General features: G+C 70.4%; 7 protein-coding genes. 1 reads left to right on the top strand and 6 read right to left on the bottom strand.

Annotated features, from left to right (window positions below; translation table 11 throughout):
* Nucleotides 1-14: 14 nt before the first annotated feature.
* The 6 genes from E0504_RS17240 to E0504_RS17215 form a co-directional block, all read right to left on the bottom strand.
* Nucleotides 15-1,037 (bottom strand): glycoside hydrolase family 1 protein, encoded by a 1,023-nt coding sequence (locus E0504_RS17240; protein ID WP_112106717.1) that lies wholly within the window; start codon nt 1,035-1,037, stop codon nt 15-17.
* A 49-nt stretch (nt 1,038-1,086) separates the two neighbouring features.
* Nucleotides 1,087-2,394 (bottom strand): ABC transporter substrate-binding protein, encoded by a 1,308-nt coding sequence (locus E0504_RS17235; protein WP_131625102.1) that lies wholly within the window; start codon nt 2,392-2,394, stop codon nt 1,087-1,089.
* A gap of 64 nt (nt 2,395-2,458) precedes the next feature.
* Nucleotides 2,459-5,329 (bottom strand): ATP-binding cassette domain-containing protein, encoded by a 2,871-nt coding sequence (locus E0504_RS17230; RefSeq protein WP_131625101.1) that lies wholly within the window; start codon nt 5,327-5,329, stop codon nt 2,459-2,461.
* Between the two features lie 6 nt (nt 5,330-5,335).
* Nucleotides 5,336-7,570, bottom strand: coding sequence for an ATP-binding protein (locus E0504_RS17225; protein ID WP_112106720.1), 2,235 nt, complete (start codon nt 7,568-7,570; stop codon nt 5,336-5,338).
* A gap of 153 nt (nt 7,571-7,723) precedes the next feature.
* Nucleotides 7,724-10,159: a glycoside hydrolase family 3 N-terminal domain-containing protein gene (locus E0504_RS17220; RefSeq protein ID WP_131625100.1), complete on the bottom strand. Its 2,436-nt coding sequence runs from the start codon at nt 10,157-10,159 to the stop codon at nt 7,724-7,726.
* Between the two features lie 45 nt (nt 10,160-10,204).
* On the bottom strand, nt 10,205-12,682 hold the full coding sequence (locus E0504_RS17215) for a glycoside hydrolase family 2 TIM barrel-domain containing protein (RefSeq protein WP_131625099.1): 2,478 nt from the start codon (nt 12,680-12,682) through the stop codon (nt 10,205-10,207).
* Nucleotides 12,683-12,867: 185 nt separating this feature from the next.
* Between E0504_RS17215 and E0504_RS17210 the strand changes: the two genes are divergently transcribed.
* The gene (locus E0504_RS17210; RefSeq protein ID WP_200835308.1) at nt 12,868-13,869 is read left to right on the top strand and encodes a LacI family DNA-binding transcriptional regulator; all 1,002 of its coding nucleotides are present in this window, start codon (nt 12,868-12,870) and stop codon (nt 13,867-13,869) included.
* Nucleotides 13,870-13,886: the final 17 nt, after the last annotated feature.

Raw genomic sequence — 13,886 nt, 5'->3', positions numbered from 1 at the left:
GAGACGTCCTCGATTCAGGTGAGTCCGCCGGCGCGGGCGACCTTGCCGAGCCAGCGGGCGGAGGGTTTGACGGTGCGGGTGAAGGTGGTGCGGTCGACGGCGATGAGCCCGAAGGTCATCTGGTAGCCGGACGTCCACTCGAAGTTGTCGAGCAGGGACCAGTGCAGGTACCCGCGGACGTCGACGCCGTCGGCGATGGCGCCGGCGAGTCCCTCGAGCGCGGCGGTGGTGTAGGCGATCCGGGCGTCGTCGTCGTCGGTGGCCATGCCGTTCTCGGTGACCAGCACCGGCACGCCGGCGTGCTCGGCGGCGAGGCGGACGGTGTGGCCCAGGGCCTGGGGGTAGATCTCCCAGCCGGTCTGCGTGGTGATGGCCTCCACGGCCTTGCGGTGCGCGTTCGCCATCACCTCGACGCTGGGGGCGGCCCACGCCGCGCCCGACAGTGCCTCGCCTGACCGCGCCTCGCCGGGATCCTGGCCCTCGTTGCCGGTCGACAGGCCGAGGGTCTCGTCGCGGGACGCGGCCGGGATGACACCGAGATGCACCATCAGGGAGATGACGTTCGGCTCGTTGAACGTGCACACCCAGGGCACCAGGTCACCAATGTGCTCGGTCACCCGGCCCGCGTACCGGGCGAACCGGTCCGCCGCCGCCGGATTGCTCCACCCTCCCGCGTCGGCGAACCACCGCGGTGTCGAGAAGTGGCTGTAGGTCACGACCGGGGTGACTCCGTGCTCGAGGCACGTGCCGACCATCCGGCGGTAGTGGTCGAGAGCGGCCCGGGAGAAATAGCCCTCCTCCGGCTCGATTCTCGCCCACTCGACCCCGAACCGGTAGGCGTTCAGGCCGAGACCGGCCAGGGTCGCGATGTCCTCCGGGTACCGGTGGTAGTGGTCGCAGGCGTCGCCTGACGGCTCGGCGAACGTCGAGTTCTTCGCCCATTCGCTGCGCCACATGCCGGAGTTGACGTTGCCGCCCTCCACCTGGTGCGCCGCGGTCGAAGCACCCCAGAGGAAGTCCTCGGGGAATGTGCTCATGATCGTTGGATCTCCTGAGCCGGATGCTTTCGTGGGACGGGGACGGCTGTCAGCCGGCGGCGGGGAAGAAGTTCTTCCGCGCGGGGTCGAACGTGTAGAGACGGGGCGGGATCGCGCCGTGCGGGGTCTCGCGGCTGTAAGTGGCCTTGTCCCGGTAGCTGGGGACCTGGAAGGAACCGAGCGAGAAGGCGGCCTGCTGGAACGACTGGTAGGTGAGGTCCTCACCGGCCTTCTCGGTGATCGCCTGGAACAGGGCCAGGTAACGGCAGGCGACGCCCTCGGACGTTCCGGGTCCGGGCTCACCTGAGGGCACGGTCGCCGGGTCGACCAGCTTGCCGGTGAGCGCCGGCATCGCGGCCTCGATGGTGGCGACGCACGCGGCGTTGGCCGGCTCGGAGTAGTCGTTGACCAGCCCGAGGGCCGCGGCACCGGTCACGACGGCCGGGTCGTGGTCGCCCGGGCTCAACAGGTAGGCCTGGGCCTGACTGGTACTGGCGAACAGCAGCCTGGGGCGGTAGTCGGTCTTCCCGAGCTCGGCGGGGAACTGGGTCTGGGAGCCGCCGACCAGGAGCACGGTGTCGACCCCCGCGGCCCGGAACTTCTGGATGAAGACGCCGAACTGCTGGGAGACCGCGGCCGCGTCACTGATGTCGGCGTCGAGGATGCCGGTCTCGGTCACCGGGACCTGGAGACGCCGCAGGGCCGGCAGGACGACCTTGTCCACCGAGGCCTGGTCGTCCCGGTAGGCGACGACCGCGACCTTCTTGCCCGCCAGGGCGTTGTCGGCGGTGAACAGCTCGATGCCGTCGGCCAGCTCGTCCCCGCCGCGCAGGTCGGAGACCCACGGAGCCTGCGCCTTGGCGTAGCGCTCCGCGGTGAGGTCACCGCCGACGAGCGCCGTCTTGTGGGTCTGGACATAGCACAGCGCGTCCTCGGCGTTGAGGCTTCCGAGCACGGCGAAGACCTTCTCGTCCTGGGTCAGCTTGACGCAGGTCTCCTGGGCGCCGGCGGGGGAGATGACGTCGACCGCGCCGTACACCGGGATGATCTTCCTGCCCTGGATGCCGCCCGCGGCATTGACCTTGTCTACCAGGGCTTGGAAGGTGGCCTGGTAGTCGCCGTGGTCGATGTCGACGTACTGCTTGACGACCTCGAGGTCGGGGTAGACGAAGCCGATCTTGATGCTGTCGGCCGTGACACCCGGCGAGATCGCCGGCGCCGGCGGGGCCGGGAACGCGTTCGAGGTGGGGCTGCTGGCCGGGGGGTCGTCCGACTCGACACTGCAACCGGCTAAGACGAGTGCGGCTCCCGCGGCGATCAGCATGAGCGGACGGCGCCAGCGGTGGTGCGAGGTCATGTCAGAGGTGCTCCGCATTTCTGGAGGTATGGGTACGGGAGATGCCGCCGGTGGATCGGCGGAGTTACGAGGGCACGACCGCGTCGGTCGGCGTGTGGTGGTCCTCGGGGTCCGGTGCCGCCGGGGCTTTTCCACTGCGTTCGATGGCGCGTTCGTCGGTGCCGAGATAGCTGGCGATGACCCTGGGGTCGTTGCGGACGGCGTCCGGTGCTCCGCTGGCGATGATCTGGCCGGTTTCGAGGCAGTAGACGCGGTTGCTGATGCTCATGATCAGTGGCATGTCGTGTTCGATGACGAGCATGGCGGCGCCGAGCTCGCGGCGGATCTCCTGGATGAGCGGGCCGAACGCCTCGGTTTCGCGTTGGGCGACGCCGGCGGTGGGTTCGTCGAGGCACAGGACCTGGGCGTCGAGGGCCAGCAGGCCGGCGAGCTCGACGATGCGGCGCGTGCCGGTGGACAGGTCGGCGATGAAGGCGTCGGCGTAGCGGCCGAGGCCGAGGAAGCCGATGAGGTCGTCGGCGGCAGAGCGTTTCGCGCGTTCGGCGCGGAAGGTGTGCGGGAGGTGCAGGGCGGTGGAGAGCAGCCCGGTGCGGCCGCGGGCCTCCAGCGCGATCTGGACCGTCTCGCGGACGGTGAGCTCGGGGAACAGCGCGGCGGCCTGGAAGGTGCGGCCGACACCGCCGCGGGCCCGGGCCGCCGGGCTGGCGGTGGAGACGTTCTGGCCGAGCAGGGTGACGGTGCCGGCGGCGGGGACGAAACCGCCGATGGCGTTCATGAGGGTCGACTTGCCGGCGCCGTTGGTGCCGATGAGCCCGACGATCTCGCCGGGCAGGACGGTGAGGGAGACGCCGTCGACGGCGGCCCGGCCCCCGAAGCGCACCCGGATGTCGCTGGTCTCGAGGACGGGGGTGTTCTCCGGGAGTGGCTGGCGGGTGGTGCGGGTGAGAGCCGGGGGCACGGTCGAGACGCTCTTCACCGGTGGGGTGGTGCCGAGCCTGCCGTCCGCCCAGGCGAGGAGGGCGTCGCGGGCGCTGTAGCCGATCTGGACCAGGCCGCCGGGGAAGTAGAGCAGCAGGACCAGCAGGCCCAGGCTGGACGTCAGCAGCGGGACGATGTCGTTGTCGGGGAAGAAGGACGGCAGGCCGATGACCCACAGCGAGCCGAGCAGCGGGCCGGTGACCGAGCCGAGACCGCCGATCACCACGATGGAGACCAGGAGCAGCGAGTCGGGGCTGAGGAAGTACCTGTCGGCGTAGGGGACGTTCTGGACGGCGCCGGCGAGCAGGCTGCCGCCGAGCCCGGCGATCCCGCCGGCGAGCGCGAACGCGCGCAGTTTCACCCGGGTGGGGGCGACGGTGTACGCGGCCGCGGTGGCGGGGTTGTCGCGGACGCCGATGGTGGTCCGCCCGATCCCGGACCTGCGCAGCCGGGCCACCACGAGCAGGACCAGGACCAGGACGATCAGGACGAGGTAGTAGTAGGCCCGTTGGGTGGTGACGTCGATCCCGAAGACGGTGCTTCGCGGGAACGAGGCGGTGTTGCCGCCCTCGTCGTGGAACACGTCGCGGCGGTAGAGGTACTGCTCGGCCGCGATCCCGAACGCGAAGGTGCTGACGGCCAGGAGCAGTCCGCGCACCCGCAGCGCGCCCGCTCCGACCACGGCGGCCAGAGCCGCGGTGAACACCGTGGCGATGGCGACGGCCGCCGGGAAGGGCAGGGCGTTCAGCTCCACGACGGAGCCGCCGACCTGCAGGCGCAGACCGCGGTTGAGCGCGGCGGCGAGCAGCGCGCCCAGCCCCGCGAAGGCCATCTGGCCGAGGGAGAGCTGCCCGGCCCAGCCGGTCAGGATCGTGATCGAGGCGGCGCAGATCGCGTAGCCGAGGATCACGGTGTAGAGCAGGTGCCGGGAGGGCTGGGCGACGAGCAGGGGCAGGACGACGGCGACCAGGCCGAGCAGGACCAGCGGGGCGCGTTCGAGCTGGCGGACCCACCAGAGCCCGCGTAGCCGGTCGGGCACGGGCTTGATCTTCGGGGCGAAGGAGAACGACGACGACTCGGTGTCACGGCCGCGGCTGACGAAGAACACCGCAGCCAGCACCACGACGAAGATCGTCATATCGGTGAGGCCGGGCTGGTCGAGCCAGTTGAACTGGATGAACGACTGGGCCAGGCCCAGGGCGATCCCGGCGAGCAGGGCGACGCGGAACGACGTCATCCGGGCGATCACCGCGGCGGCCAGGGCCCGGAGCAGGGTGGTGGGGCCGAGGGTGGTGATCTGGGTCAGGGACTGGTTCTGCGCGGAGACCAGGATCAGGCACAGCGTCCCGATCAGCCCCGCCACCGCCCAGACCGCCGTCGACACGGTCTTGGGGCTGATGCCCTGCAGGCGGGCGAGCTCGGGGTTGTCCGCGGCGGCCTTGACCGTCCGGCCGAGCACGGTCCGGCCGAGGAACAGGCTGAGCCCGAGCGCGACGAGGGGCACCGTGACCAGGACGCTGAGCTGTGCCCCGCTGATCGTGAGGTCACTGACCGGCGACCAGCTCCCCGACCAGGGCACCGGGTAGGACTCGCGCGGGTAGTCGTCGAGGTCGGGCAGCGAGGTGACGACGGTCAGCGCGAGCTGGGCGACGCCGATGGTCGCGACCAGCAGGATCACCCGTGGCGCGGCGAACAGCCGGCGGATCACCGTGAGGTCGACCAGGGCGCCGAACAGCACACCTACGAGCAGCGCGATGGCCAGCGAGATCCAGTACGGCACGTTGTAACGCACCGTGAGCAGCGCGAAGAGGGCCGAGCCGACCAGGCCCATGTTCGCCACCGCGAAGTTGATGACGCGGGTGGAGCGGTGGACCAGGACGATGCCGACCGCGAGCAGGCCGATGACCAGCCCGGTGACCGCGCCGTCGAAGAGCAGTTGGGTGGTGGGCAGTTCCATGGCGGGTCAGCCGCCTTCCCGGCCGAGGAACACCGCGCGGGCGAGATCGTCGCGTTCGGCGAGTTCGCGGGCCGGGCCGGTGAAACGGACCTGGCCCTTCTCCAGGAACACGGCCCGGTCGGCGATGGCGAGGGCGATGTTCAGCGACTGTTCGACGACGATGATCGTCAGGCCGTCCTGTTTGAGGCGTTCGAGGATCGCCAGCAGGTCCTGCACCACCACCGGGGCCAGCCCGAGGGAGAGCTCGTCGATGAGGAGGACCTCGGGGTCGTGCAGCAGCACCATCGCCAGCGCCAGCATCTGCTGCTGCCCACCCGACAGCGACCCCGCCCGCTGGCCCTGCCGGCTCTCGAGGTCGGGGAACAGGCCGAGCACGTAGGCGAAACGCCGCTCCCGGCCGGCGGCGTCGCGGCGCATCCGGAACGCGGCCATCTCCAGGTTCTCGCGCACCGTCATCCCGGGGAAGACGCCCTTGCCGCCGGGCAGCAGGTGCACCCCGTACTTCCCGCGCTGTTCCGGCGAGACGTAGGTGATGGTCCGCCCGCCGAGGCGGACCACCCCGCGCGACGGGGTTCCCAGGCCGCAGATGACTTTCAGAATGGTGGACTTGCCCGCGCCGTTGGTGCCCAGCAGCGCCAGGGTCTCGCCCTTCTTCACGTCGAAGGCGACGTCGAACAGGACCTGCACCGGCCCGTAGGAGAAGTCGATGTTGTTGACCTGCAGTGCCGGGACGTCGTCCGGGTTCTCGCGCTGCCGGTCGCGTTCGGCGAGCTCCTCGCGCAGGTCCGCCACCACCAGCGAAAGGTCGTTCTTCACGAACGACGCGCTGCGGATCATCATGAGGCCGCCGACCGCGGTGGCGGGGATGCCGATCACCAGCACGGCGACCCGTGGGTCGTAGGCGTTGCTGATCAGCCCGGAGAGGATGGCGCCGCCGGTCGCGCCGATGAAGAACATGTAGACCGCCGCCAGCGCCAGGCCCAGCCCGCGCAGCCGGTACGGCGTGACCGACTGCATCACCGGGCCCACCATCGAGAACGCGACCGAGGAGAACACCGCGCCCGGGATGCTGGCCAGCATGAAACCGACCCAGTTCGGCATGAACCACTGGACCGGCAGCAGCACCGCACCCGGCAGAATGCACAGCCCCAGCAGAGCCACGGCCCGGGCCGGATCCCGGTGGTAGAGCCGGTCGTACCGCGGCCCGACGATCGGCAGGGCGACGAGCAGAGCGGCGCCGCCGAGTGAACCCATCAGGCCCCGCTGGAACGTCGACATCCCGTAGTGGTCCTCGGCCCACAGGTTCGCCAGCACGCTCGTGGTGAACAGGCTGAAACCCAGCGCGGAGAACGCGACGATCGCGGTCTTGACGGTCCGGATGCGCAGCAGCCGGGCGAACGCCGCCTCCACCGAGATCGGCATCGGCTCGGCGTCCTCGACCACCTCGCCCAGCACCGATTTCATCTCGTGCTGGCCGCGCGGCGGTTCCGGCAGGCGGAAGGCGAAGACCGCCACCGCCAGGGCCGGCAGGCCGAGGATGAGGAACGGCCAACGCCAGCCGTCAGCCCCGCCCGCCAGCGTGGCGATGCCCGCGACCACCAGGGGACTGAGCGCGCCCGCGGTACGCGCCGCACCGAAGTTCGCCGCGGAGATCCGTCCCCGGACCCCGATCGGATAGGTGTCGGCGAGCAACGATCCGTGTACCGAGTTGTTGCTCGACTTCGCCACCCCGACGCCGAACCGGGCCAGGAAGAACAGGAACGCGTTCGCCGCCAGTCCGCTCGCCAGCACCATCACCGAGAACACGACACCCGCCCAGCCGATGACCCGGGAGCGCCGGCATTTGTCCGCCAGCCAGCCCATCGGCAGCGCACCGAGCACGAGGAACGCCCCGGCGGCCGCGGAGATGAACACGATCGCGCCGTCGCTCAACCCGAACGCGTCCCGGATGTCCGGCGCCAGCGTCGTCAGCGCCGCCGACTCCAGCTCGTCCAGCGCCGACAGCGTCATCAACGTCAGGAACGTCACCGAACCACCGGCGGTCAGCCCCTGCCGCAACGACAGCCGCTCACCGCCCACACCCGGCAGCAGCTCGTCCGCGAACAACACCTCACGCTGTGAATCAGCCTGCTGCGCCCGCCGTTGCGCCTCCGCCTCGATCAGCCCAGCCGCCAGCCCTGCCGCGACCCCCGCCGACGTCGCTTCTGGTGCCGCCGTCACCGGATCGGTGGGCGTGCTCACGACAAACGCCGGTCAGTTAACTGTGCACAGGTAATGCAGGTGAGCATGGAGATCTCCGTAAGAATCCGCTGACCTCGGTCAGCGACTGGCACCCGGCGAGAACCCGGCCCGGAAAGGCGGCGGTCGGGTTTCCTGATAGGTGCGGCCGGTGGTTCAAGGGCGTGTGTCGCTGACGGTGACGTCCGAGAGGAAGGAACGGCGGCCGTCCAGCTCGGCGACTTTTCCGACGACGTCGAAGCTGCCGCGCAGGTGGATGTCGTCGGAGGAGCTGCCCGCGAGAATCTGGACGGGGCCGGGTTCGAGAACGAATCCGCCGTCGAGGGCGACGTAGCCGAGCTGGCTCATGGGCACGGTGAACGCCACGGTCGCCGCCGCGCCGGCGTCCAGGCTGATCCGGGTGAAGCCGACGAGCTCCCGGGCCGGTCGGGTGACCCCGGTGGCCTGGTCGGAGAAGTAGAGCTGCACGATCTCGTCGCCGGCCCTCGTGCCGGTGTTGCGGACGGTCAGCCGAACGGTGACCGCGCCCTCGCTGTCGACCTCGGGCGAGCTGACCGCGAGGTCGGTGTAGTCGAAGGTCGTGTAGCTCAGCCCGTGGCCGAACGGGAACAGCGGGCCGGACGGCAGGTCGAGATAGCCCAGGTGCATGTCCTGGTCGGTGCGCCGGTAGCCGGTGCCGGTGGGCTGGCCGGAGTAGACGGGCACCTGCCCGGAGTGCCGCGGGATGGAGATCGGGAGCTTGCCGGCCGGGTTGACGTCGCCGAAGAGCACGTCGGCCATGGCGGTGGCGGCGTGCTGGCCGCCGTAGTAGCCGTAGAGCAGCGCCGGGAGCAGGCCGACGATCGGGGTCAGGGCCATCGGCCGGCCGGTGTACACGATCCCCACGCAGGGGGTTCCGGTGCCGGCGACGGCCTGGACGAGCGCGACCTGGTTCGCGGGGAGGTCGATGTTGGCGGTGTCGCAGCCCTCGCCCTCGGTGATCCGGGGGGTGAACCAGCCGGCCCGCCCGCCGAGGGCGAGGATCACCACGTCGGCGTCCGCGGCGGCGGCGACCGCGGCCGGGATGTCGGCCGGTTCCTCGTCGAGGACCCCGCAGCCGGCGGCCACGGTCACCTGCGCGCCGGGGACGGCCCGGCGGACGGCGTCGGCGAGGGACAGCGCGCCGTAGGCGTCGCGGATGTAGTCGTCGATCGGCGTCCCGATAGGGCCGGAAAGCTCCTGGCGCATGAGCGCGGTCGCCTCGGGGGGGATGTCGCCGGCGATGTTCTCGGTGCCGGGTATGTGGGCCCGCTCGCCGGTGAACCGGGCCCGGAGCATCTCGAGCGCGGCGGGGTAGGTGTAGGGCGGGAACGCGAAGGAGATCCCGTCGGCGTGCGGGCCGACGACCGCGATCCGGCGCAGGTCCCGGGACAGCGGCAGGGTGCCGTCGTTCGCCAGCAGGGTCACCGACTGCTGGGCGAGCCGGTACGAGAGGTCGACACCCTGGCGGGCGACCTCGTTGACGACGACGGGGTCCTCGTCGGCGTAGGGCCGGTCGAACAGGCCGAGTGCGAACTTGTCCCGCAGGACCCGCCACACGGCCTGATCCAGCTGCTCGACGGGAACCGTGCCGGCGTGGACCGCCCGCGCGAGTGTGGGGCCGTAGCCGTCGGGGACGGGAAGCTCGACGTCGAGCCCGGCGGCGAGGGCGAGCCGGCCGGCCTCCTCGGCGTCACGCGCGACACCGAGCCGCTTGTACAGGTGGCGGATGGTCTCGTAGTCGGAGACGACGGTGCCGGCGAACCCGAGGCGGTCCCGCAGCAGGCCGGTGAGGATCTCGCGGTTGGCACCGACCGGGACGCCGTCGACGGTGCTGTAGGAGTTCATGACCGCCGCGAGGCCGGCCAGCCTGATGGCGGCCTCGAACGGGCGGGCGTACACCTCGTACAGCTCCCGGGCCCCGATGGCGGTGCGGGCCATGTTCTGCCCGGCCTCGGTGAGGGCGTAGCCGAGGAAGTGCTTGCCGGTCGCGATCACACCCTCGCGCGGGTCGTCGCCCTGGATGCCGCGGACGAACGCGACGCTCATCGCGGACACCAGGTACGGGTCCTCGCCGTAGGTCTCGTGCACCCGGCCCCAGCGGGCGTCCCGGGCGACATCCATCACCGGGGACAGGACCAGCGGGTGACCGATGGCCCGTGCCTGCCGGCGCAGGACGTCCGCCATCTCCGCCACCCCGGCGGGGTTCCAGGTGGCGGCGAGCCCGATCGCGGTCGGGAACGTGGTCAGCCCGGGGGAGACCACACCGTTGAGCGCCTCCACGTGGAAGAGGGCGGGAATGCCCAGGCGGGTCCGGGTGACGAGGAAACGCTGGATCTCGTTGACAGCCTTCGCCAGGTTCGCGGGCGTGCGGTGGCTGAGCATCCCGAGCGGCGCGATGTGGCCGATCCCGGTGCCCAGAAGACGCTCGGCCTGCGCCTGGACCAGGCCGTCCACGCCGAGAAGCCCGATCGGCATCAGCCCGGTGACCTGCTGCGCCTTCTCCTCCACCGTCATGGTCCGCAGAAGCGCGTCCGCCCGGGCCTCAGGCGTCAGTGGGGCGTCGTACGTCATCGTCGATTCCTTACTGATGTGATCAGCACTGATGCGATCAGCGGGTCATGCGCCGGAGGGGCCCGAGGGTTCGGCTTCGATGCGCACGGTGGACGGCTCGCAGCCCTCCGTCGTGGCGGTGACGGTGATCGAGCCGGGTGCCGTCGGGCGGATGACGGCGAGCGCCCGGCCGTCGAAGGTCGTGCGGACCGTGTCGAAGAAGTTCTCGGTCGGCCTGGGGTCCGCGCTGCCGAAGCCCTGGAGCACGGCGGGTCCCGTCACCTCGACGGCCACCCTGCGGTCGGCGGTGTTGTAGAGGTTGCCGGCCCCGTCGACGAGCGTGAGGGCGACGTGGGCGAGGTCGGTGTCGTCGGCGGTGATGCGGGTGCGGTCGGCCGCCGCCTCGAGGCGGACCTCGCCCGTCGCGGACCGCAGCGAGGTGCGGCCGGTCTCGACGCCGCCGGTGTAGGCGACGGCCACGATCTCGCCGGGCTCGTAGACGGTCTCGAACTCCGCCCTGAACCGGTTCTTCTCACCCGCCGGGGCCGTGCCGACCCGCCTGCCGTTGATCAGGAGCTCGATCTCGTCCGCCGCGGAGTACACCTCGAGCCGCACCGGCCTGTCCTCGTGGCCGTTCCAGCTCCAGCTGGAGACCGAGTCGCTCCACGACCACCACATCGCGACCCTGACCGCCCGCCCGAAGCGGTCGGGGCGGTGGACGGCGATGTAGGGCTCGCCGCGCAGGCCGAACACGATCTCGCGGTAGTAGGAGGCGGGACGGCGGTGGCCGGTGATGTCGATGTCACCGCACCACGCCGTCAGCCACGGGTAGCCGCCCTGGTGGTTCAGCGCGGAATTCGTGGTCTCGCTGTCGCCCTCGTACTCGATCCGGCCGGTCCCCGGCTCGCCGAGGTAGTCCCAGCCGGTCCAGGTGAAGTCACCGATGACGTGGCTGTGGTCCTGGACGAGCCGCCAGTTCGTGTCGATGTCGGCGGGGTAGGTCTCGGTTCCGACGATCACCCGGTTGGGGAACTGCGCCCCGTCCTGCCCGTACCGTGATTCCAGGTAGTTGTAGCCGGCGACATCGAGGCAGGCCATCGACTCGGCGGTCTTCGAACCGACGACCTCGGAGCTCATGAGGATCGGCATGAACTCACGGAACCGCGCCATGAAGCCGTTGACGTCGAGGCTCTCGCTGTCCTTCTTCCGGGATTCGCCGGCGAAGGAGGCGAGCAGGTCGGGGCCGCCGGCGAGGAGTCCGTTGACGCCGTTCGTGACGAACCTGGTGCTGTCGATCGAGCGGATCGTCTCGGCGAGCCGGCGGCTGATCGCCGCGCCGGCGGCGGTGCCCGTCTCGGGGATCTCGTTCCCGATCGAGTAGAGGATGACGCTGGGATGGTTGAAGTCCTTGTCGACCATCGCCCGCACGTCGGACTCCCACCAGGTGGCGAAGTCGAGGGCGTAGTCCTGGCTCACCTTCGAGCGGGTCCACGCGTCGAACAGCTCGTCGATCACGAGAACGCCGAGCTGGTCGCAGGCGTCGAGCAGCGCCTTGCTCATCGGGTTGTGGGAGCTGCGGATGGCGTTGAAGCCGGCCTGCTTGAGGATCTCGACCCGGCGCTGTTCGGCGCGGTCGATGGTCGCGGCGCCGATCACCCCGTTGTCGTGGTGGATGCAGGCGCCGCGCAGGTTCACCGTCTCGCCGTTGATGCGCAGGCCCCGCAGCGGATCAACGGCGAGCGTACGGATGCCGAAGCGCGTGGTCTCCTGGTCCAGGAGCTCGCCGTCCGCCATGACGCTGGTCCGGCAGAGGTAGAGGTAGGGCCGGTCCACCCCCCACAGTTCCGGTCGTGGCACGGGCAGCCGCTGGCGCAGGGTGAGTGTGTCGCCGATGAACGTGGTGACCGGAGCGGTGTCCCCGGCGACGACCGTGCCGTCGGCGTCCACGATCTCGGTGAGCACCTCGAGGGCCCGGGTGACCGGGGATTCGTTCTGTATCTCGGTCGCCACCGCGACCACCGCGAGGTCGTCGTCCACGGCCGGAGTCGTGATCCTCACCCCGTCCAGTGCGAGGTGCACCAGATCGCCGACGATCAGTTTCGTGTTGCGGTAGACCCCGCCACCCGAGTACCAGCGGGTGTCGTTGCCGCTGTGCGCCTCCACGACGATCTCGTTGTCGCTGCCGTACTTCAGCAGGTGATCGGTGCGGACGTAGAAGTTGGAGTAGCCGTAGGCGCACTGCGCCGCGAAATCACCGTTGATGAAGACCCGGGCATTTCGGTAAACACCCTCGAACTCGAGGGTGACCCGTCGGTTCCGGTACTCCTCCGGCACGAAGAACGTCTTTCTGTACTGGTATGCCCCGCTCGGGTAGTAGCCGCGCTGACCCGCCTCGGTGTCGGCTCCGTCGCGCTCGAGCCCGACCATCGCGTCGTGGGGCAGCCGGACGTCCTGCCAGGGGGCGTCGGCCCGGCCGAGGATCTCCAGGAACGCGTCGGTCTTCCGGCGGAAGGACCAGCCGTCATTGAAGGATGAACGGATCAACCGAGCTCTCCCTGGCAACGCAGTCTTTGTTCGTCGTGGATTCGGGCGGATGGCACCTGCGCGCGAAAGGTGACCCGAGGTCGCGAAGGCGGGTGCCCCAGGCCACTAGCACGTACTAGCGTCGTGGGTAGACAAGCTAACATCGTGCTGTTAGCGCGCGCAAGTGGGCTTGAGTGAGGGGGGCGGTGGCCGTGTCAGAGGCGACGGCGAAGCGAAGGGTCACCGCCACGGATGTTGCCGCGGTCGCAGGGGTTTCGCGGGCGACGGTGGGCTTCGTCCTCAACCGGACCCGGGGGCAGACGATCTCGGAGGGCACCCGGGAGCGGGTGCTCGAAGCGGCACTGCGCCTCGGCTACCGGCCGAACAGCGCCGCCCAGGCCCTCGCCAGCGGCCGCAGCAGGATCGTCCTGTTCGTCCTGCCGGACTGGCCCGTCGAGTACAGCTTCCGGATCTACCTCGACGAGGCGTCCCGCGTCCTGGACGAGGCCGGCTACTCGCTCGTCACCTACACCCGCCGGCCCCACGGCGAGACCCGTCCCCTCTGGGAGCTCCTGACCCCGGACAGTGTCTTCGGGTTCACCTCCTTCAGCCCGGACGAGATCGCCTCGATGCGCGGCTGCGGGATCCGCCGGATCTTCCCGGACCCCGCCCGACAGGAACCCCTCGACCTCTCCCTGGCCGTCAGCGCGGGACCCCGTCTCCAGGTCGAGCACCTGTACGAACACGGCCGCCGCCAGCTCGCCTACGCCGCCTTTGCCGACCCCCTCCCGTCCTCCCTCGTCCAGGCCCGCCACGACGCGGCCCGGGAACGAGCCCACTCCCTCGACCTGCCACCCGTCGACATCAGGTACATCGACTACCGCGACGGATCCGCCGACGACGCGGTCCGTGCCTGGCACGGCGCCGGAGTGACCGGCGTCGTCGCCTTCAACGACGACGTCGCCGCCGCCGTCGTCAGCGCCGCGATCCGCATCGGGATACGGATACCCGACGACCTCGCCGTCATCGGTCACGACGACAGCCCCATAGCGACAATGTTCGTTCCCGCGCTTTCCACTGTCCGGTTCGACACCGCCACCCTCGGCCGCGGGTTCGCCGAATACGCCATCCACCAGACAGAAGGCCGGCCCCTGCCGGACTGGCGGCCCCCGGTGAGCGCCACCCTCATCCGCCGCGAGTCGACCTAGAAGGCTTGGGCGGGCGA

The sequence above is a fragment of the Parafrankia sp. BMG5.11 genome (assembly GCF_004337455.1).
Note: the sequence above shows the minus strand (reverse complement) of the source record. Positions and strands in the feature narration are given on the sequence as shown.

What these genes read in the sequence shown, in the direction of transcription:
- E0504_RS17240 (WP_112106717.1), bottom strand. Translation starts at nt 1,037, where the DNA reads ATGAGCACATTCCCCGAGGACTTCCTCTGGGGTGCTTCGACCGCGGCG.
- E0504_RS17220 (WP_131625100.1), bottom strand. Translation starts at nt 10,159, where the DNA reads ATGACGTACGACGCCCCACTGACGCCTGAGGCCCGGGCGGACGCGCTT.
- E0504_RS17230 (WP_131625101.1), bottom strand. Translation starts at nt 5,329, where the DNA reads ATGGAACTGCCCACCACCCAACTGCTCTTCGACGGCGCGGTCACCGGG.
- E0504_RS17235 (WP_131625102.1), bottom strand. Translation starts at nt 2,394, where the DNA reads ATGACCTCGCACCACCGCTGGCGCCGTCCGCTCATGCTGATCGCCGCG.